The 19455-nt window shown below is 57.7% G+C and carries 10 protein-coding genes and 1 pseudogene; 4 read left to right on the top strand and 7 right to left on the bottom strand.

What is annotated here, in order from left to right; all coding sequences use genetic code 11:
- Positions 1-98: 98 nt before the first annotated feature.
- Positions 99-2459 carry an aminotransferase class III-fold pyridoxal phosphate-dependent enzyme gene (locus ACGY09_RS02065; RefSeq protein ID WP_397570278.1) on the bottom strand — a complete coding sequence of 787 codons (2361 nt, stop codon included), beginning with the start codon at positions 2457-2459 and terminating at the stop codon, positions 99-101.
- A 360-nt stretch (positions 2460-2819) separates the two neighbouring features.
- Positions 2820-3347: a hypothetical protein gene (locus ACGY09_RS02070; RefSeq protein WP_397570279.1), complete on the bottom strand. Its 528-nt coding sequence runs from the start codon at positions 3345-3347 to the stop codon at positions 2820-2822.
- A gap of 267 nt (positions 3348-3614) precedes the next feature.
- On the opposite strand from ACGY09_RS02070, the gene ACGY09_RS02075 reads away from it, so the two are divergent.
- The 4 genes from ACGY09_RS02075 (at position 3615) to ACGY09_RS02090 (ending at position 15081) form a co-directional block, all read left to right on the top strand.
- Positions 3615-3899 (top strand): hypothetical protein, encoded by a 285-nt coding sequence (locus ACGY09_RS02075; protein WP_397570280.1) that lies wholly within the window; start codon positions 3615-3617, stop codon positions 3897-3899.
- A gap of 139 nt (positions 3900-4038) precedes the next feature.
- Positions 4039-11592: an excinuclease ABC subunit UvrA gene (uvrA, locus tag ACGY09_RS02080; protein ID WP_397570281.1), complete on the top strand. Its 7554-nt coding sequence runs from the start codon at positions 4039-4041 to the stop codon at positions 11590-11592.
- 172 nt (positions 11593-11764) lie between these two features.
- Positions 11765-13189 carry an NADH:flavin oxidoreductase gene (locus tag ACGY09_RS02085; RefSeq protein ID WP_397570282.1) on the top strand — a complete coding sequence of 475 codons (1425 nt, stop codon included), beginning with the start codon at positions 11765-11767 and terminating at the stop codon, positions 13187-13189.
- 197 nt (positions 13190-13386) lie between these two features.
- Positions 13387-15081, top strand: a complete 1695-nt coding sequence (locus ACGY09_RS02090; RefSeq protein WP_397570283.1) for a cyanophycinase — start codon at positions 13387-13389, stop codon at positions 15079-15081.
- Positions 15082-15226: 145 nt separating this feature from the next.
- Here ACGY09_RS02090 and holB read toward each other — a convergent pair whose 3' ends face one another.
- The 5 genes and pseudogenes from holB to ACGY09_RS02115 all read right to left on the bottom strand — a co-directional run bounded on the left by holB (position 15227) and on the right by ACGY09_RS02115 (position 19451).
- On the bottom strand, positions 15227-16303 hold the full coding sequence (holB, locus tag ACGY09_RS02095; protein ID WP_373651742.1) for a DNA polymerase III subunit delta': 1077 nt from the start codon (positions 16301-16303) through the stop codon (positions 15227-15229).
- 353 nt (positions 16304-16656) lie between these two features.
- On the bottom strand, positions 16657-17454 hold the full coding sequence (locus tag ACGY09_RS02100) for a tRNA(His) guanylyltransferase Thg1 family protein (protein ID WP_397570284.1): 798 nt from the start codon (positions 17452-17454) through the stop codon (positions 16657-16659).
- Positions 17444-17890 (bottom strand): AAA family ATPase, encoded by a 447-nt coding sequence (locus ACGY09_RS02105; protein ID WP_397571840.1) that lies wholly within the window; start codon positions 17888-17890, stop codon positions 17444-17446. The genes ACGY09_RS02100 and ACGY09_RS02105 overlap by 11 nt, the downstream gene beginning before the upstream one ends.
- 132 nt (positions 17891-18022) lie before the next feature.
- Positions 18023-18196, bottom strand: a pseudogene (locus tag ACGY09_RS02110) (SEC-C metal-binding domain-containing protein); the annotation flags it as partial.
- Between the two features lie 262 nt (positions 18197-18458).
- Positions 18459-19451 (bottom strand): hypothetical protein, encoded by a 993-nt coding sequence (locus tag ACGY09_RS02115; protein WP_397570285.1) that lies wholly within the window; start codon positions 19449-19451, stop codon positions 18459-18461.
- Positions 19452-19455 lie beyond the last annotated feature (4 nt).

A 19455-nucleotide genomic window follows, 5' to 3' on the forward strand; every position in this document is an offset into this window, starting at 1 on the left:
ACATCCCTGACATCGGTGTGCCATCCTGCTTTCTTTGGTCGCCGCCAGTCTTGCCGAAAGCGACGCGAGCGAGGCTCGCGATCACAATCGGAGATCACCTATGACAGTCTTGCGAACCCGGAATGCCGCACGGAAACTCCCGCTTCCTGCAGTCTCCGGGTCACGTCACCACGCTCGATTGTTTCGGCCAGCTCCCCAAACACAGGTTCCAGTGCCGCAAAGTACGCCTCCAAATGCCGCTCTCGATGAGCGAAACTGGGGTAATAACCACCCCCGCAGAGGAAACCTCTGTCGAGCATTCTCGCCGTCAGTAACGTCCCCAGCCCCGCTGCCTGCTCGTGCTCAAATCCGACGTGCAGAAGTGCGGGATGCCCTGAGACCTTTACCGGGACTCCCGTTCGTTCCCCCAGCGACCGCCAGCCGTCCCGCACCAGACCTCCCATTCGCGTGGTATGGGAAGCGATGTCGACCCTTCTCAGTTTTTTGATCGTCGCCAGTGCCGCCGTCGGCCCGACTCCTTCAGTCCAATACGTACTGGAAATAAAGGACGTCTGAGCCGCGTCCATCACTTCGCGCCGGCCGATGATCGCCGCCATCGGGTGACCATTACCAATAGCCTTGGCAAATACGGCCAGATCAGGAAAGACTCCGTACTTCAGATGCGCGCCGCCCAGATGCATTCGCCATCCTGACGAGATTTCGTCGAAGACCAGCGCTGCCCCGCAGCGGTGACAAAGGTCTCGGACACCTTCCAGAAATCCGGGAGCGGGATCATGAGACCGCGTCGGTTCCATCACGACAGCGGCGAGCTGATCCCCATGCTTTCGGACCAGATCTTCGAGTTCATCCAGCCGGTTGTAAGTAAAGGGAAGAGCCGTCCCTGCGAGTCCCCTGGGGACACCATTCGGCGCAAGACCGGGCAAGAGGTGAGCCCCAAGTCCATCATTTGGCCCGCCTGGAGTGACGTTCGCGGCAAGGTACCAGTCTGACCAGCCGTGATAGCCACAGAATGCAATTTTGTCCCGGGAAGTTGCGGCGCGGGCAATTCGAACGGCAATCGCCATCGATTCGCCTCCCGAACGCGCATACCGAACCTGTTCCGCCCACGGGTGAAGCTCGACCAGCAGATCCGCCAGCTCCACTTCCTCGGCGGAATTGAGCGACGACATCGAACCCCGCGCAATCCGCTGCTGGACCGCTTGGGTGACATCAGGGTCGGCATAGCCCAGCAGGCACGCTCCGATTCCGGAGGTTGTCATGTCGATATACCGTCGCCCATCCAGATCGATGACTTCACAACCTTTCGCTTCACGGGCATAGGCGGGCCAACGACCGGGCGCAAACATCTCAGGCCGCTTGCTGAGCAACTGAGTTCCACCGGGGATCCTGAGCTTCGCCCGCTGATAGACCTCTTGTGTCTGCGACCCGGCTTCCCCAGAGATCGCCGAGGTATCGCCGCTGAACCGGATCTGGAACGCCGCTGCCGCATTCTTCCAGAAAAGATGCTCGATATCGTCGCGCGACCATTGAGCAATCTCGGCCGCGTGCTTAATCGAAAGGAGTTGTTCGTAGACCGCCAGGATTGGCCGACCGTCGCAATGGGGGAATTTGATATCGAGCTGATCTGTATCGACATACTGCCACGCACGCCCCAACGCCGCATACTGCCCGCGAAAGTAGGTCGCGTCGACCCCGTCAGAACCATAGAAAATCCGACGACGATCTTCACGTGTAAACAGCGTGATCATCGGACGGACATCCGTCACGGCTGATACGTCGTACCAGATGTTGGGCATCTCTCGCAGTTGCTCAATCGCCTTGCGAATTGGCCAGTACGTAAAACTGCGAGCGCAATGCGCTAAGATCCACTTCACCTTGGGATAGCGTCGGCAGGTGTACTCCTGCAGGTCCTTCAGGTTCTCCTCGTCCCCGCATCCATGGAACCGGGACAGGTGCATCGTCACCCACAGCCCCAGTTCGTTCGCCAATTCCAGTTGCTCATGTGGCAGAAATTCTTCAATGCGGCACTGCGCAATATCGCCGGTCACCGAAAACACGCGATATGGCTTCAGCCCGATGAACCCTTTTTCACGGATGTCCCGTTCAATCTGCTGGACCGAGCAGGAGGGAGTCACCAGTCGATTCATGCGAGAATTGGGGTCGAGATTGATTTGCTGGATGCACCATTCGTTGTGAGCGGCGACATCGATCCCGGCGATGGGGGTACCTAACGACAGGAAGTGAGTCTCGCGGCCGGGATATAGTCGCTCGGCCCACTGCTGCATCGTGGCCAGGTCCGTGTAGCCCCAAGCGTGCTTTTCGCGAATTGCCTCAGGCAAATGGACCGGGTTAAACAAATGCACGTGCGCGTCGAAAACACGGTCGGGAATAAAGTCTTGCAGCTCCTCGTCCCAGATCTCCTGATCGTGCTTCGAAAAGTCGGTCGGTTTGACTGCCATCGTCAGAGGCTCTCCGGATCACGTGCACCTTGTTTCCGACACTGTTTTGACTGCTAACCGCCTGTTTCTGACTGCTGAAGCCCGTTCATGCGGCTCCGTATTGACGCCCCGTCGCTGCGATGCACCAACGAAGAAATATACCTTTTATTCGCCGATTTCAGGATGAGAACACGTTCTTCGCCGCGAATCAGCGCGGTGACGGCACCACCTCTGAGTTGACAAATTGAAATTGACTCGCCCTGCTTGAACCGTCCCGGCACCAGATCGACCGATCAGTATATATACTATTTATTCAAGATTGCCAACGTGTGCTGACTCATCAGGAATCGGTCGCGTGAAAACTCACCGCAGGGATCCGCGTCAGTTTCGATAGAAGTCGATCCACGAAAGGTTGATCGATTTGTCGCTTCCCGCAAGTAGCCTCCGGGGAACAGCAATCTCGAAGTAGCCGTCTTTAAGAGGAATAACTTTTGTCGGCTGACCGTCTCGCCCCACCCCGCGGACTTCGATCCAGTTAGGGTTCTGGGGATCGAGCGGCTTCGACTCATCCTCACCCTGCCACACCCGGACAGAACCATCCTGGCTTGAGACAGCTCCGGTGAGCTTTACCTGGCCCACGGCTAATTGAAACCGTTCCAGTCCGCTCAAATGCAGACGGAACATTACGACGTCCGGCCACTTGTCATCGAGTCGGCTGAGGTTCACCTGACCAATCCCGTTGGGACTGCGAATTGAGAACACGACTTTGCCCGCATCGGACGTGACCTCTACGCGATCCTGTTCGCGTTTCGTCACAATCTTGTAGCGGGACGCAGGTTCTTCAGCGAATGACGCACCCCACACGAGTGGACTGACCAGCATCAGGAACAACGTTTGGCGAATTTGCATGCTCTTCTCTCGGCGGCACGTTCTGTCAAAACGGTCGTCGGCCGGTTCATTGCCGCAACAGTGCCTGACGAGTGCGCAGCCACGCCCACCGCTTATCGACCTCGCTGTCGCTGGCTTCTGACAAGTCGCCAACCAACAGGACTTCGTACCAGTCTCACACAATCATTTTGTCCGTCAAGTAAGTACGCTCAGCGGGCGTTGTCCGATAAAGTCTCCACTCGCAGCGGCGGCCGTGGCCCCCATTCAGGATCGAAGGAGACGGACAGAATGAAGCAATCCCTGACAGAAATGACAGAATCCGAAATTCGCGGGCTGTCCGTGCCGGTACAAGCACTCTGGCACGCCGCGAAAGGAGCGTGGGACCGGGCACACGAACTGGTTCAGGACGACGGGTCTTCAAATGCAGCCTGGGTCCACGCCTACCTGCACCGCGTGGAAGGAGACCTCGGCAATGCCCGGTACTGGTACCATCGGGCGGGAAAACCAGCCGTTACGGATATGTCACTGGACGACGAACTTCAGAGCCTGATCACCGCCCTCGCAGGCCAGTAGCTTCGCCATCGCCACAAAGCCTATTCCGACAGCCGTCCAGGTACTTGAGTGTTGAAGCGCGAGGAGCGGTTCCTATACTTGTGATGGTCTTCGGAACATCTTCAGGCACTTGCCTGTTCTCTTTATCGTTGTGGTGCTCATGCCCGCTGCCGACATCGTGATTCGTGGTGCCCGCGAGCACAATCTGCAAAACGTCAGTCTTACACTCCCCCGCAACAAACTGGTCGTCATGACGGGGGTGAGCGGTTCGGGAAAAAGTTCACTGGCATTCGATACGCTTTATGCCGAAGGACAACGCCGGTACGTCGAATCACTCTCGTCGTATGCCCGCCAGTTCCTCGGACAGATGCCCAAGCCGGACGTCGATTCCATCACCGGCCTGGCCCCTTCTATCTCAATCCAGCAAAAAGCCAGTGGTCGCAACCCACGCAGCACCGTCGGTACGATCACCGAAATCTACGATTATTTACGCGTCCTTTACGCACGCGTCGGAACCCCCAGTTGCTATCAGTGCGGCCGGGCAATTACCGCTCAGACACGGGACCACATCCTTGATAGTGTCCTGCGCCTCGAGGAAGGAACGAAATACCAGGTTCTGGCCCCCCTGGTGCAACGACAGAAAGGGGAGTTCAAGGACCTGTTCGTCGATCTGCTCAAGCGAGGATTTCTGCGCGCGCGTGTCGATGGCAAACTTGTCCAGTTGACCGACGATCTGCAGCTCGACAAGCAGATGAAACATACGATCGACGTTGTGATCGATCGACTGATCGCCGGAAAGACGCCTCGAGCCCGTGTCGCAGAGGCCATTGAAACGGCACTCAATCTGGCCGAGCGGAAACTGATTATCTCGCGCGAACCCGACATGGGCCTGCGCGAAGGCCCCCGCAGCTCCATCAGCGAAGCAACTTCCACCGATGCCGTCATCACGAAAAGCAGTTCCGCCAGCCGCAAGAAAGGACGGAGCGAGGCGACTGAAGAGGAACCGCCGGAAGATCCCCCTTCCCCGTTCGACCAGCTCTATTCCTGTGACTACGCCTGTACTCACTGTGGAATCAGCTACCAGCAGCCATCCCCTCAGTTGTTCAGCTTCAACAGTCCTCAGGGGATGTGCGCCGATTGCCAGGGGCTGGGGGTACGCTTTGACTTCGCGATCGACCAACTGATCCCGGACGACTCTCTTTCGATCCAGAAAGGGGCCATCGTTGTCCTGGGCAAACTCAGTGCCGTCGGGAAGTGGCGCAGACATATTTTGAAAGGGGTTGGGCGCGCAATTGAAGTTGATCTTGGGCTGGCTGAAGACAGCTTCTTCAAATCCAAATGGCGTGATTTGCCCGAAGCGGCAAAGCGATTGTTCCTGTTCGGAACCGGCAATCGAAATATCACCTTTACCTATAAGTCGGGCGGTAACACCTGGAAACGGGGCGGAACGTACGCGGGTTTCATCCCGGAACTTCTGGACGAATACCGCAAGACGCGCAATCCGATGCGGCGCGTGCAACTTGAAAAGTACATGCATGAGACAGGCTGTAACAGTTGCCAGGGACGACGACTGAATCCCGAGGCCAGCAGCTATCGCCTCACCTCCCGAAGTGCGTCCCTCGCGCGAACCGAACTTCGGACGCTGCGTGAGAAGCAGTTCGCGTCCCCCTCTGCTGCACAGGCGACACCAACTGCAACGTCCAAACGGAAAAAGCCTGCGCGAGAAAGTGAACTGACGGTAGCGACTGCCGTGGAAAGCTTGTCGCTACCCGAAGTCTGCTCACTCAGCACACTCGCCGCGTGGGAATTTTTCGGCGATCTGGAACTGTCGGAAACGGGTCAGTTTATTGCTGAGGAGGCCCTCAAGGAGATTCGCGGCCGGCTCAGCTTCCTGCTGCGATGCGGACTCGACTATCTCACGCTCGACCGGACCGCCCCGACCTTGTCTGGTGGGGAAACCCAGCGAATCCGGCTGGCCGGGCAGATCGGTTGCGGTTTGGTGGGGGTCGTCTACATCCTCGATGAACCGTCAATCGGCCTGCATCCTCGTGACAACGTGATGCTGCTGGACAGCCTGAAGGATCTGCGTGATCAGGGGAATACGGTGATCGTCGTCGAACACGATGACGAAACCATGAAGGCGGCTGACTACATCGTCGATTTCGGACCGGGCCCCGGCGTTCGTGGGGGTGAAATCGTTGCCCAGGGTTCTGTCGAAGACATTCGAAATTCAGAGCGAAGTGCGACCGGTGCCTTTCTGAGCGGTCGTCGTTCGATCGAGATTCCCAAGGTCCGCCGACCAGGCAATGGTCATGCGATCGAGATTCACGGAGCGACCCACCACAATCTCCGGAATGTCTCGGTGAAATTTCCCCTGGGGAAGTTCATCTGCGTGACCGGGGTCAGCGGTTCCGGAAAGAGCTCACTGGTCAATGACATTCTGTGGGAAGTCCTCAACCGCGATATTAATAAAGGAACCGGCAACCCGGGGTCCTACACCCAGGTGACGGGTCTTGAACAGATCGATAAGGCGATCGACATCGACCAGAGTCCGATCGGACGAACCCCCCGGTCCAATCCCGCGACGTACGTCAAACTGTTTGATCTGATCCGAGACCTCTACACGCAGTTGCCCGAATCGAAAGTTCGCGGTTTCAAGCCGGGACGGTTCTCATTCAACGTCCCGGGTGGACGCTGCGAGGCGTGTGAAGGGAATGGCGCCAACAAACTGGAAATGGATTTCCTCGCGGATATCTGGGTGACCTGCCCCGTCTGCCAGGGGAAACGGTTCAACAAAGAGACCCTGGAGGTTCGCTTCAAGGGAAAGAGCGTCAATGATGTCCTCGAAATGGACATTCAGCAGGGCCTTGAGCATTTCGAAAACCATCCCAAACTCGTGAAGTCGCTCCAGACGCTTCACGATGTGGGCATGGACTACATGAAGCTCGGTCAGCCGTCGCCAACACTGTCCGGTGGCGAAGCACAGCGAGTCAAACTGGCGAAAGAGCTGAGTAAACGCTCGACAGGCAAGACGGTCTACATTCTGGATGAACCGACGACCGGACTGCACTTCGTCGACATTGAACACCTGCTGCGAGTGCTTCACGGCTTCGTCGAGGCGGGGAATACCGTCATTGTCGTCGAACACAATCTCGACGTGATCAAAACGGCCGACTGGGTCATTGACCTTGGCCCCGAAGGGGGTTCCGGTGGTGGACGAATTCTGGCCGAAGGAACGCCTGAAGAGGTAATGAACTGCGAGGAATCTCACACAGGACGAGCACTGAAAACAGTGCCGGGCATGGTTCCTGCTTCGACGCCCCGCGGTAAGAAGAAGGTTTCAAAGGTCAACGCAAACAAGGAGGAAGTGACTGCCCTCGCCCCTTACTCAGCACTGGCCGCCGGTGCACCCCGGTGGCAGACGTCGGTTGCGCTCAGCGAGGCACCCGATGGTGCAGACACGTCGATCGTCGTTCGTGGTGCTGCGCAGCACAACCTTCAACACCTTGACCTGAAGATTCCGCGAGACCAGATGAGTGTTTTCTGCGGTCCGAGTGGATCGGGAAAAAGTTCTCTGGCCATGGACACCCTCTACGCCGAGGGACAACGCCGGTACGTCGAATCTCTGTCCTCTTACGCGCGCCAGTTCCTGGGTCAGATGCCCAAGCCGCGCGTCGAACACATTCACGGACTGCAACCCTCGATTGCCATCGAACAGAAGACGGTCGGCAATACACCCCGTTCGACTGTCGGGACTGTCACGGAGATCTACGACTATCTCCGTATTCTATACGCGCGTCTCGGAACGCAGTTCTGCCCGGACTGCGGCATCGCCGTGAAGTCGCAAACTGTCGATGATGTCATCGAGCGACTGCTCGAGACCGTCCCCGCCGATGACGCTTCCTCAACAGACGGGCAGACCGCGCCCGCTGCCAGTAAGGGAACACGAGTTCTGATTCTTGCTCCGCAGGAAGTCACCGTCGGCCAGCAATACTCCAAGCTGTGGGAACGTCTTGCCGAACAAGGTTATCGTCGCGTTCGCATCGACGGCGTCACGCATGCACTCGATTCGGTCCCCGAAATTGACCGCAAACGGAAGCACAACGTCGAAATCGTGGTCGATCGCATTACGCTTTCACGCGCGGGCCGGTCCCGTCTGGCGGAATCGGTCGAACTGGCGTTCGACATCGGTAAGGGCCTGATCCGCGTCGCATTCGTCGATGAAGACCGCGATGAGAAAAAGTGGAAAGTGCAGCCATTCAGCCTCTTCCGCGCTTGTGAATCGTGCGGGCGGGGATTCGAGGAACTGGCACCTCATAACTTTTCGTTTAATAGCCCCCTCGGCTGGTGCCATTCCTGTGAAGGGATCGGCGTTCAGCAAGGGACGAATCTGGGAGCACTGATTTCGGACCAGACCCGGTCCCTGGCACAAGGATCGGTCAGTGCCTGGCCCGATCCCGCGAAATCTCCCCTGTTCCGACAGATGCTGGCCTCGATGGCAAAAGAATGCGACATCCCGCTGGATGTCCCTTTCTCGCAACTCGATGCCGCCCAGCAGCGAGCCGTCCTGTTCGGTACCGGCGACACCTGGATTCCATTGTCACTCGGTTCGCCCGATCAGGCCTCGACCGTAAAGAAAGGAGCCAAGGACAAGTCGCCCCGTGGAACCCTTCGTTTTCAATACAAGGGTCTCTATCCCGCAATCGAGCAGGCAGCGAGTCTATCTTACGAATACCGTATGAAATTCTTCGAACTCGTCGGAGAAGTCCCCTGTGCCGCCTGCCAGGGAAGTCGCCTGCGAGATGACGCCAGCGCGGTGAAACTGATGACCCCGCGCAAGGGGATCGCCGCCGATGTGCCCCCCGCCGATTCCCGGACGAGCCATTCGCATCTTGACGGAAACGTGGGCAAGACACTGAAACAACTTTGCGATCTCCCTCTGCGCGAGACCCTCGAGTACCTGAACAATCTCAACCTGACTCCTTCGCAGAAGAGAATCGCGGGTGACCTGCTGGACGAAGCCACGTCCCGGCTGAAGTTTCTCGTCGATGTCGGGCTTCACTACCTCACTCTGGGAAGAACTCTCCCCACACTCTCCGGCGGAGAAACCCAGCGGATTCGCCTGGCGGGTCAGATCGGTCGCGCCCTGACCGGCGTCCTGTACGTCCTCGACGAACCCACCATCGGGCTGCACCCCAGCGACAACGGTCGCCTGCTCTCGGCACTCATCAAGCTGCGAGATCTCGGCAATACAGTGGTGATGGTCGAGCATGATCGCGAAGTGATCCAAGCCGCGGACCGCCTTTACGACTTCGGCCCGGGTGCCGGACGCTTCGGGGGTACGGTCACCGCCCAGGGGTCTCCTGCGGAAATCAATCAGAGCGAACTCTCGCTAACCGGCAAATTCCTTTCGGGTCGCGAAGAGATCAAAATTCCGCTCGAACGCCGCATGCAGCGAATTGGGGCAACCTCCACCGAGACACCACAAACAGGTCCGGCACCGAAAAAGTCCCGGAAAAAAGCGTCGAAAAGCGCGGCCGCCCCCCCTGCGGAAACGTTGTCCGTCGTCGCTTCGCCCCAAAGCGGTCGCCCCGGCAGTATTCACGACACCTATCAGGTCCCACCCGGTGGGGGCTGGCTGGAACTGCTGGGTGCTCGTCAGCACAATCTCCGCAACGTCGATCTGCGGATTCCGTTGGGAACCCTGACCGCAGTGACCGGCGTGAGCGGCAGTGGCAAGAGCTCCCTGATCGATGATACGCTTGCCCGCGCCATCTCACGAAAGCTCAATCGAGCCACGGCGCAGGCGGGTCCCTATGACGAACTGAACGGACTTGAATTTCTCAGTAAGATCATCGTGGTTGACCAGCAACCGCTTGGAACCACCCCGGCATCCAACCCCGCGACTTACACAGGTGTCTTCGAACACATTCGTGAACTCTTCTCGCGACTGCCCGAAGCCAAGGTCCGTGGCTACAGTGCGACACGCTTCAGCTTCAACAGAACGGGTGGCCGCTGCGAGACCTGCGAGGGGAACGGTCAGAAACTGATCGAAATGCACTTCCTTCCCGATGTCTGGGTGGAGTGTGATACCTGCCGGGGTAAGCGCTATAACGCCGAAACGCTTGCGGTGACCTATCGCGGCAAAAGCATCGCCGACGTGCTGGAAATGTCGATCGGGCAGGCATTGGAACTGTTCAGCAACATTCCCAAAATTCGCGGCCCGCTGTCCGTCCTGGCCGCGATCGGACTCGACTATCTTACGCTGGGACAGCCCGCCCCGACCTTGTCCGGCGGCGAAGCACAGCGCGTGAAACTGGCGGCAGAACTGTCTCGCCCCCAATCGGGCAAGACCCTGTATTTACTTGATGAACCGACGACAGGTCTTCACTTCGACGACATCCGCAAACTGCTCAAGATTCTCAACAGCCTCGTCGACGCGGGAAATACGGTCGTTGTCATTGAGCATAACCTCGATGTCATTAAAACCGTCGACTGGATCGTCGATATCGGACCGCAAGCCGGAGCCGAAGGGGGCTGGATCGTCGCGGAAGGGACTCCCGAAGACGTCGTCCAGCAGGCAGGCGAATTCGCCCATGCAGCGTCGTCCGCTACCACCAACGGTTCATCGACCCGGACCGCACATCGCAGCTTTACGGGCGAGGTTCTGGCCGGCGTGCTGGCAGAAGGGGGACGAGGCCACCGAGAGACGTTCGACGCGGAAGCCGCTCGGAAGAAACAGTCGGGCGATCTCGACCCATCCAAAATTGGTGCCGATGCCAGGATGCCATGGGAGGTCGACGGCCTCAAGTGGCATACCGTGGATGGCCTGGCCAATAATGGGCGACCGCGTCGCTGGAAAGGAAGCATCCTCGCCAGCCTGATCCAGACAATCGAGGCAACAGACGAGTTCAGTCCGCCTGACTGGAAAGAACGAAGCACCGTTGAGATCGCTGCCAAAACGCGTAGCTTCGGCTGGTTCCTGCACGCTTATACCGGTGATGAATGGCTGCTGACGCTGAAGTTCCGACTGCCGAAACGAACCTTCGTCCAGGAAACGCTTGCCGCAGAACTGGCCCTGAAAGATGTCAACGATCTGGACGACATTCCGGTCTATAACCGTCAGCCACGTGTGCGGATCAGGCCTTCGACCAACGGTCCATTCGAAGACATTACGATCTCGATTGTTGCTCCGGAAGACACACAAAGTCCCGCGTTCAAACGATTCCTGTCGAAAGCCATCGAGGCCTTCGTCAGTCGTGCGCGCCCCGAAGCGCTCAATCTCGAAGACCTGACCCCCTGGAAAAAACTGGGCCGAAAGTGGCACCTGATGCGCAAGGGCTTCCTGCAGGGAACCATCGAATGGGAACCGGCCGTACTGGAAGACATGGCGGCGCTTCTTGAGAAACTGCTGCCGTTTGTCGAAGTCGATTGGACGAACAAGGTCGTCGTGCACTACACCCGCGGCAAGACCCCGATCGTCAGTCTGGTGACCAAGCGGCCCGCCGCTCTGGAATGCATGATCTATGTTCCGGCGGGCTCGGTTCAGTTAGGACAGATCACGGGATTCGGCATTGATCCGGAAGTCGCCCCACGCGACAAAGCGGGCCTAGACGCAGTCAAACTGCGGTTCACCCGGCGCGAACACGTGAACTCGAAACCATTCCAGAAGTTCCTGAAGGATCTCTGGTCGAATTCTCAGGCTGAATCCTGACGCAGCCCTGACGTGAACGTGCGGCGTGCGATTTCTGACCGCCAGTCCGGTATGATCCCGACGTCGCATTGTTGCCCCGTCGGACCGGACCTGGCGTTGCGCCTTGCCGCGCTCACCGCACAAGTGCGCATCCCGGATGTCGGTCGGGCTCGTCTCCCAAGAGCAAATTTCGATGGCACGCTACTTTCATTTCAAAACCGCGGACGAACTGGTTCAGAAGGCGAAGGAACTGGGGAGCGATTTGCCCTCGTCTGCCGACTTCTCACCTCTCTTCGAACCGGCGACGGTCGGCCGGCTGCATGTCGGGAATCGGTTCTGCATCCAGCCGATGGAAGGGTGTGACGGGACACTCGACGGAGCCCCTGACGAACTGACCTACCGTCGCTATCGCCGGTTCGGCGGTGGGGGCGCGAAGCTGATCTGGGGCGAGGCGACAGCCATCGCAGAAGATGCCCGAATGAATCCCCGCCAGCTCTGGCTGCATGAAGGGAGCGCCAGTGCGATTGAGCAGATGCTGGACGGCTGTCGCGCTGCTCACCGTGACGTCTATGGTTCCGACAGCGGCCTGGTGATCGGACTCCAACTGACGCATTCAGGACGATACTGCTTTCGTCGTCCACAGATCGCCATGCACGATCCGTTGCTCGATCCGTTCACCCTGGACAAATCGACCGGCAAAACGATTGACGCCTCGTTCCCGCTGCTCAGTGATGATGATCTGAAGCGAATCGAAGACCAGTACCTCGTTGCGGCGAAACTGGCTGCCCGAATCGGCTGTGACTTCATCGATATCAAACAATGCCATCGATACCTGCTGTCGGAATTGCTCGCCGCGACCAACCGGCCAGGCGAATACGGCGGTAGCCTCGAGAATCGAACCCGGCTGGTACGGAACATCATCCGACGTTGCCGGGATGAAGTTCCTTCCATCGAAATCGGGTCACGCATCGGTGTCTACGATGGCATCCCCTATCGCAAAGATGCTGACGGCGTAGGCATCCCTGTCCCTCATACAGGGCCCCTAATGACGAGTTTCGGCGTTGATCCACACGATCACACCCGCTGGAAACCGGATGAGCCCCTGCAGGTGGCACGCTGGCTCGCGGAAGAGGGCGTTTCACTGCTCAATGTCACTATGGGAAATCCTTATGCGAACCCACATGTCCTCCGTCCTGCGGACTATCCGCCGATGGATGGGTATCTCGCTCCCGAACACCCATTAATCGGCGTTTTACGCCACTTTGAGGCCACGGCCCTGATCCAGCGTTCGCTACCCCACGTTTACGTTGTGGGAAGTGCATATAGTTGGTTGCAGGAGCTCGCGATTCATATTGCTGCCGGAAACGTGACGCAGAAACGTTGTTCGTTTGTCGGTTTGGGGCGGGCAACGCTCTCACAACCCGACTTCGTACAGCAACTTGAGACGCATGGACGGCTGAGTCGTAAGACCACCTGCCGCACCTTTTCGTACTGTACAAACATGATGAGAACGAAAGATCACCCGCTGGGTCAGTCTCCGACAGGTTGTCCTCCGTTCGACAAAGAGACCTACGGGCCGATCTGGAAAAACATTCTCGAGAAGAAAAAGGGCACGTAATTTTCATAGACGAGAGAGAAGTCTGTCAAAATTCATCGATCAACCAAACTTTTCCGACGAATATTTCAGGAACGATTTTGCGGTAAGAATGCCCAAAGCCACCTTGCACACCCGAACAGATCAACCTATTTTTGTGTGATCGCACGGATGCGAAGGCCGTGAAATTCTTCATGATTTTTTCTAAGGAGCTGGACTTCATGATGAGGCTTCAACTCAGCCACTCGTGGCACATTCGTCGACACGGTTACTGTGCACTCGTAACTCTGCTGTTTCTCAGCGTGTTCACTACCATGTCCTCACAGTCGCACGCCGCCGATTTCCAGACGGAAAACGATCCCCTGTATACGAAGTCCGGGTCGCTCGTCATCTGTGGTGGTGGGGTTCTGCCCCATACGCTCCTCGACCGCTTCATCGAGCTCGGGGGTGGTCCTGACGCCCATGTCGTGATTATCCCCTCAGCCAGCGTGATCGCCGATACCGACATTCACGCACGCATGTCAGGCTGGTACGACCGGCTTGCCGATAATGGCTTCGCATCTCTCCAGATTCTGCACACTCGTTCACGAATGGAAGCAGATGATGAAAATTTCTCCCAGATTCTCGATCTTGCCACCGCCGTCTGGTTCATCGGGGGAAATCAGAACTGGCTGGCGCAGACTTACGTCGGTACCCGCACCGAAGAACGGTTGCACAATGTTTTAGCACGCGGTGGCGTAATTGGTGGCACTTCCGCAGGAGCCGCGATTATGTCGCGGAGCATGATTGCCGACGGGAAAGTCGAGCCACTGCTCTCTTCGGGACTCGGGTTCCTGCCCGGAACCATCGTCGATCAGCACTTCAAGAAGAGAAACCGCCAGGAGCGACTCATGCGCGCCCTGCAGTTGCGTCCCGGTATGGTTGGCTTCGGCATTGACGAAGGAACAGCCCTGATCGTGCAGGGGCGGTCGCTGGAAGTCATCGGCGAATCCGACGTCTCGATCTGCCTGTCCCCTTCCACAAAACGGCCTGCCCGTATCGAGTCACTGACTCCCGGACATAAGGCCGACCTGATCGCGCTGAAGCGTGCCGCAAACTCACGTGTCGATACGCTCATCGCGTCAACCGACCGTCACGTCCCCGATGTTCAGAACGGAACCCTGGTGATCGCTGGGGGTGGCCCCACCCCGAAAGAAGTCATCGACTCATTCCTGGAAGCGGCGGGAGGAATCGAAGCCCCGATCGTCGTCGTCTCGAATGCCTTGGGTGACTATCCTCCCGAGCAGCGCGAAGTCTGCGGCTGGCTACAGGACGCAGGTGCCAGAAACGTCACCATGCTGCACGCAAGAAGTGGCGAAGAACTCTCAAGCCCCAGCCTGATTGCTCTGCTGAAAGCCGCTCGCGGAGTCTGGTTCACCGGTGGCCGACAGTGGCGATTGGTGGATGCCTACATGGACACCAATGTCGAGGAACTGTTCCACGATGTTCTGCGTCGAGGTGGGGTCATCGGTGGAACCTCGGCCGGTGCGACGATTCAGGGTGAGTATCTCGTCCGCGGTAATCCACTCGGAAATGAAGAGATCATGTGCGAAGGCTACGACCGCGGGTTCGGTTTTCTCCCGGGAGTTGCCATCGACCAGCACTTCACCGAACGCAAACGGCATAACGAAATGGTGGAACTCAAGAAGACTCATCCCGAGCTGATCGGCCTGGGTGTTGACGAATCCACCGCACTCATCGTCCGAGGTTCTACGATGCAGGTGGTAGGGAAACATCAGGTCACCGTCTTCGACAGCCCCACGGACTCGTCAATCGAAACACCCGAATTCGCGATCCTGAAATCGGGCGATCGCTATGACCTGCGTCAGCATCGTCGCGTCGAAACAGCCCTTGCTGAGGCCGACACGCCCAAATAACTCAGCCACGTCCCCTTTCGGGAATCGTAAGAGGACTCCGGCCGCATCAGTTCCAGCGGCCGGCATCCACGCTGCTTGTCCCTCCCCCGGACAGGCAGCGTTTTTTATTCCCGCTCCCCGCCCGGAGCGTCGCGCGCAGCGGTCATCAATGCGCCGGAGCCGCCAGACGCAACAACCGTGACAGGTCCTGGCAGAGCGATTCCAGCACCAGCGGAACCGCCACGTTCTGATCCACATGGATCGCGGCCTCAACGCACCGTTCAATTAGCCCCCCGACGACCTCGACATCGTCTGACTGGGTCATCAGTCGATTCACAAACTGCGACACTTCGGCCGAAAATGGAACCGACTCGGTCGGCCCCTGGCCGATCTGCCACACCGCCATGCGAAAGAACTCGACGAGAAACCGAATCAGCCATTGGGCGTTGATCCGCTGCACTGATGTCTCGGAACTGATCTTGCCAATTCCCTCCAGCAGCGACTTTGCCAACCCTAATCCGCTGAAACTCACTTGCGCAAGTTGCCGATACAGCAGTGTTCGCAGCTCACGAAGCTCAGGCTCCAGCAGTTGCGTGGCCGTGGTGAGACTCCCTTCGCTCAGTGCGGCCGCAAAGTTGACGTCGTCGTCTGACTGAGCCAACTGCTGCTCGATCAGCATCGCACGGATATCCTCGGTTTCCAATGGCGAGAACCGCACAAGCTGGCATCGCGATCGGATCGTCGATAAGAGTGCATCCAGGTTCGACGCGATCAAAATGAGAATGGCCCGTTCAGGGGGCTCTTCAAGCGTCTTGAGAAACGCGTTCGCACTGGCATCGTTCATCGTGTCAGCGTCATCGACGATGGCGACCTTGCGAGACCCCGGAAGTGGCGCCAGAGAGAGATCGTGACATAACCCCTCCTGCCCTCGCCGCTCTTCAGGCCCCAGCAGCAAAGCAATCGGCAACTCTCGCTTACCTTCGGGACACCCGACGGCGAGGAAATCAGGATGAGCCCCCGCGAGGAATGGCTTGCAGCCCGCACATTGGCCACATGCTTCGAGCGGGTCCTCACCGGGATTCTGGCACAACAGTGCATGCGCCAGCAGTTGAGCAAACTTGCGTTTACCGATTCCCGAGGGACCGACGAAGAGATACGCCTGGGAAAGCCGGTTACGGCGAATCGTCCGGCGAAACATTTCTTTTTGTTCGGCATGCCCACGGAGCGGTGACCAGATCGACATTGACAATCCTGCAAGTTCAAAGTGAAAAGCAGTCGCATCGTATCGCAGACCACTTCTCCCCCGCTACCGCAGACAACAGTCCGGGATCACTCTTCCACTGCACCACGGAATCGTGGTTCGTTTGCGGCCTCACAGGCTTCTTGGCCGCTGATTCTCGGCTGCGCCGTAGCCTCGGTCAGCAACTGTCGGGACCGTCTGCGGCTCCCAATCCCCTGCGGAACGTTTACAGGCCGTCCGTATCGACCCGTCGTCACATCCCGCGGCTGCGCTGGAGGCCTGTGTGAACCCGGCGAACGATCGCTTCGAATTCCAGGCCCCGAGATGGCGCGAATCCTGTGTCAGCTCCAACGGGATTACGAAAGATTGATCTTTTCCGCCCTCTCGTCGTTGGCGGGCTTCGTGATCAGGGCTTCGATGTACCGACTGTACTCATCCTTCATCGGCAAGTCGAAGTTGCGTTTGATCCGTTGTCGCCGCACCGCGACTTCGTCCCCAGTCTTCCGATTTGTGGTCACCAGTTCGACCGACTCCCAGGAAAGTCCAACTCCTCGCTTTTGCCAGTTGGGAAGATCATTGAAGTTGATCCCTTGCTGGAAAAGAAATTCGTTCATCTGACCCACGGACAGTCCGTAACTTTTCGCGGTAGCGGCCCGCTGATCGAGCCCCTGCTTTCGACTCATCCAATAGCAGTGCGCACTCATCGCGTTGCGTGCCGCGTCCTCATTTCTCCAACGAAAGTAATCCACTACCAGGCCGATGTTGGGCAACTGCGAAATACGGCAGTCAAACGTCGCAACATTCCCGAGCAGCAGCGAGAACCGGGCGCTCGCTTCGCCTGCCAGCGTGGAATTAAACTTTCGCAACTTCCGTCCAAACTGCCGCTCATCGAGATCGAACAGCAATGAAATCTCGTCACTTTGCGTATAGGCATAGATCACCCGGAAGCCGCAGGTCATCAGCCCCTCAGCCGTCGTGACCATCAAATCTCGGAACCGTAGATCGAAGGGTGCCTCAAACTTGCAGATTTCCTTGGTCAGACGAGTGAAACTACGACCATCCAGGCGGGCGACCATGTGAACACCCGGTAGCACGCAATAATCGGCGACCGTTTCGTAGACCCGCATCTTCCGATCGAGGTCGTCAAACTTCATCTTGCCATTCCTCGACAACAAACTGTCCTGCATCAAGTCGGACGTAATACAGCTGATCGAACCCTTCTTCGAAACTCGGCAATTCCAACTTCTTTGCCGTCGAGCAGATCCCCAGGTCCGGCACTCGTTCTTCCGGACATCGATCGCGGTTTCGTTCCAGACAGCCATCGATGTGAGACTGAAAGTAAAATCCTACGAGGCGGAATCCGGCTTCCTTGATGGGGCGAATGAACCGGGCACGGTCTTCACGTGTGGGATTCGTGTTATCAATCACGAGCCGTTGCCCTGTCTGCAGACCAACCTGCAGGAACTGCCATTCCCGATTGCGGGTCTTGAGCAGGTCGAGGCTGATGCGGGCGTGGGTACGGAAGAATCGCTCTTTAAAGAACGACGATTTCCCCGAGGCCTGCAGACCGATGAATATCACGGCTTCCATGAACTGAGGCCCCAAAATGGGATCGCCCCCCTCCGACGACGGCGCCGGAAAGGGGCACCTGCTCGAACTTTCACCAACGTCACTCTTTGAAAAAAGTCGTGCCGGTTCACGCCGTCGAAAGCAGCCTGTTGTCAGGCAGCATTTCTTGAACCGCTTGCGGGAGCCACACGGGCAAAGGTCGTTTCTGCCCAGCTTTTCCTCCAGCAGCTTGTCACCGTGCACCACCCTCACGCCACGTTTGACCTGCTTTTCAGAAGGGAATCCCCGACGCCGCTTACTCATCGTCTCGAAAAAACACCTGATCATGAACGTCGTTTGTCAACATGCTGCACCTCCGGTTTGTCACGGACGAAAAGCCAATCGAACACCGCCACCGATGTCCACGACACCTCAAACGCCCAGCGTCGACACGGAGAGCCGCCGACAGGTTCGCAAAGTATTTTGTGATTGCAGAGCAACCCAGCAACGTAATCGATCAAGGCCGACCCATCCAGCGATGTGATGGATCCGGGCGACGCCATCTTCGGGACACCCGCGCTGCTATCCCCATGTGCCCTTTGGTACGGATTCATTCAAGCACCCGAGGCCGCTGGGAAAGCGGATCAAACCCTTTTCGCATTCGATCAATGAAACCTTTCGAATCGTCTGCCCCCAGCACTTTAATCACCGTCAGCGCTCGCCACCCGATCGTGGTTGGACCTGTGAGATCGATATAGGGCTCGTAGCCGACCGGGGGAGCTGTATTGGGCGCCCTTTGCACCAGCACATTCGCAAAGCGCGAAAGCAACCAGCGATGACCGTGGTATTCTGATGGAAAGTACATTTCAACGAGCGAATCATCGTTGTCGGTTGCCAGCAAGTCCTCAATCTGTACTTCCTCTCGGGTATCAAGCATCAGCCCCTCGAGTATTGGACGCAGGTCCACAATCGCTGCCGGACTGAACTCTCTACAGGCGAGCACGGCGTTTGTCCGAACCAGAACGTCGTCGTCGATCATGAGTCGGGTTAGCACGCCCTTCGCGGAGAGTTCGTCGGTGTTCCGGGTCGCGACCAGAAAACCGATCCGACGGGCTGCCGCCGAACGAACCAATTCAGAAATATCGACTGCCCCGATCGCCAGCTCATCTAACCGGGTTTCGGACAAAATGATCGCAGCCCGCATAGCGGCATCCGAATTCGCAACGCTTTTCAAGCTGTTTCGCCCCGCTTCCGGGATGCTCGGCAGATAATTGGCTGCCAGCAGAAGAGCAGTCTTACGTACCTCGACGTCCTCACATTCCGCCAGACGAAGTGCGCAGTCGAGCTGAGCAGGACCTGCGGTCATGAGAGTGGCGGCCACGATTGAATTCGCAAGCCTATCTTTGGACGAATGACAGTGGCCCATTTGAGCAATTTCAAACAACTGCGTCTGCGTCATCTGTACAGACCTGAGCTTGCCTTGCGTGGCAAAAAAACGAGTCCCCTGATCCGCCCGTTCTCTCTGATTTCCGCTTTGAGTCTTCGCATTTGACTCGCATCCAATCACGACACAAATAACGATAATGAGCGATCTGAGTTTCATTCGA

The sequence above is a fragment of the Schlesneria sphaerica genome (assembly GCF_044336245.1).
Taxonomy (GTDB): domain Bacteria; phylum Planctomycetota; class Planctomycetia; order Planctomycetales; family Planctomycetaceae; genus Schlesneria; species Schlesneria sphaerica.

Bases quoted from the DNA above. Each gene is read 5' to 3' on its own strand.
- ACGY09_RS02065 (WP_397570278.1), bottom strand. From the start codon at position 2,459: ATGGCAGTCAAACCGACCGACTTTTCGAAGCACGATCAGGAGATCTGG.
- ACGY09_RS02070 (WP_397570279.1), bottom strand. From the start codon at position 3,347: ATGCAAATTCGCCAAACGTTGTTCCTGATGCTGGTCAGTCCACTCGTG.
- ACGY09_RS02075 (WP_397570280.1), top strand. From the start codon at position 3,615: ATGAAGCAATCCCTGACAGAAATGACAGAATCCGAAATTCGCGGGCTG.
- uvrA (WP_397570281.1), top strand. From the start codon at position 4,039: ATGCCCGCTGCCGACATCGTGATTCGTGGTGCCCGCGAGCACAATCTG.
- ACGY09_RS02085 (WP_397570282.1), top strand. From the start codon at position 11,765: ATGGCACGCTACTTTCATTTCAAAACCGCGGACGAACTGGTTCAGAAG.
- ACGY09_RS02090 (WP_397570283.1), top strand. From the start codon at position 13,387: ATGATGAGGCTTCAACTCAGCCACTCGTGGCACATTCGTCGACACGGT.
- holB (WP_373651742.1), bottom strand. From the start codon at position 16,303: ATGTCGATCTGGTCACCGCTCCGTGGGCATGCCGAACAAAAAGAAATG.
- ACGY09_RS02100 (WP_397570284.1), bottom strand. From the start codon at position 17,454: ATGAAGTTTGACGACCTCGATCGGAAGATGCGGGTCTACGAAACGGTC.
- ACGY09_RS02105 (WP_397571840.1), bottom strand. From the start codon at position 17,890: ATGGAAGCCGTGATATTCATCGGTCTGCAGGCCTCGGGGAAATCGTCG.
- ACGY09_RS02115 (WP_397570285.1), bottom strand. From the start codon at position 19,451: ATGAAACTCAGATCGCTCATTATCGTTATTTGTGTCGTGATTGGATGC.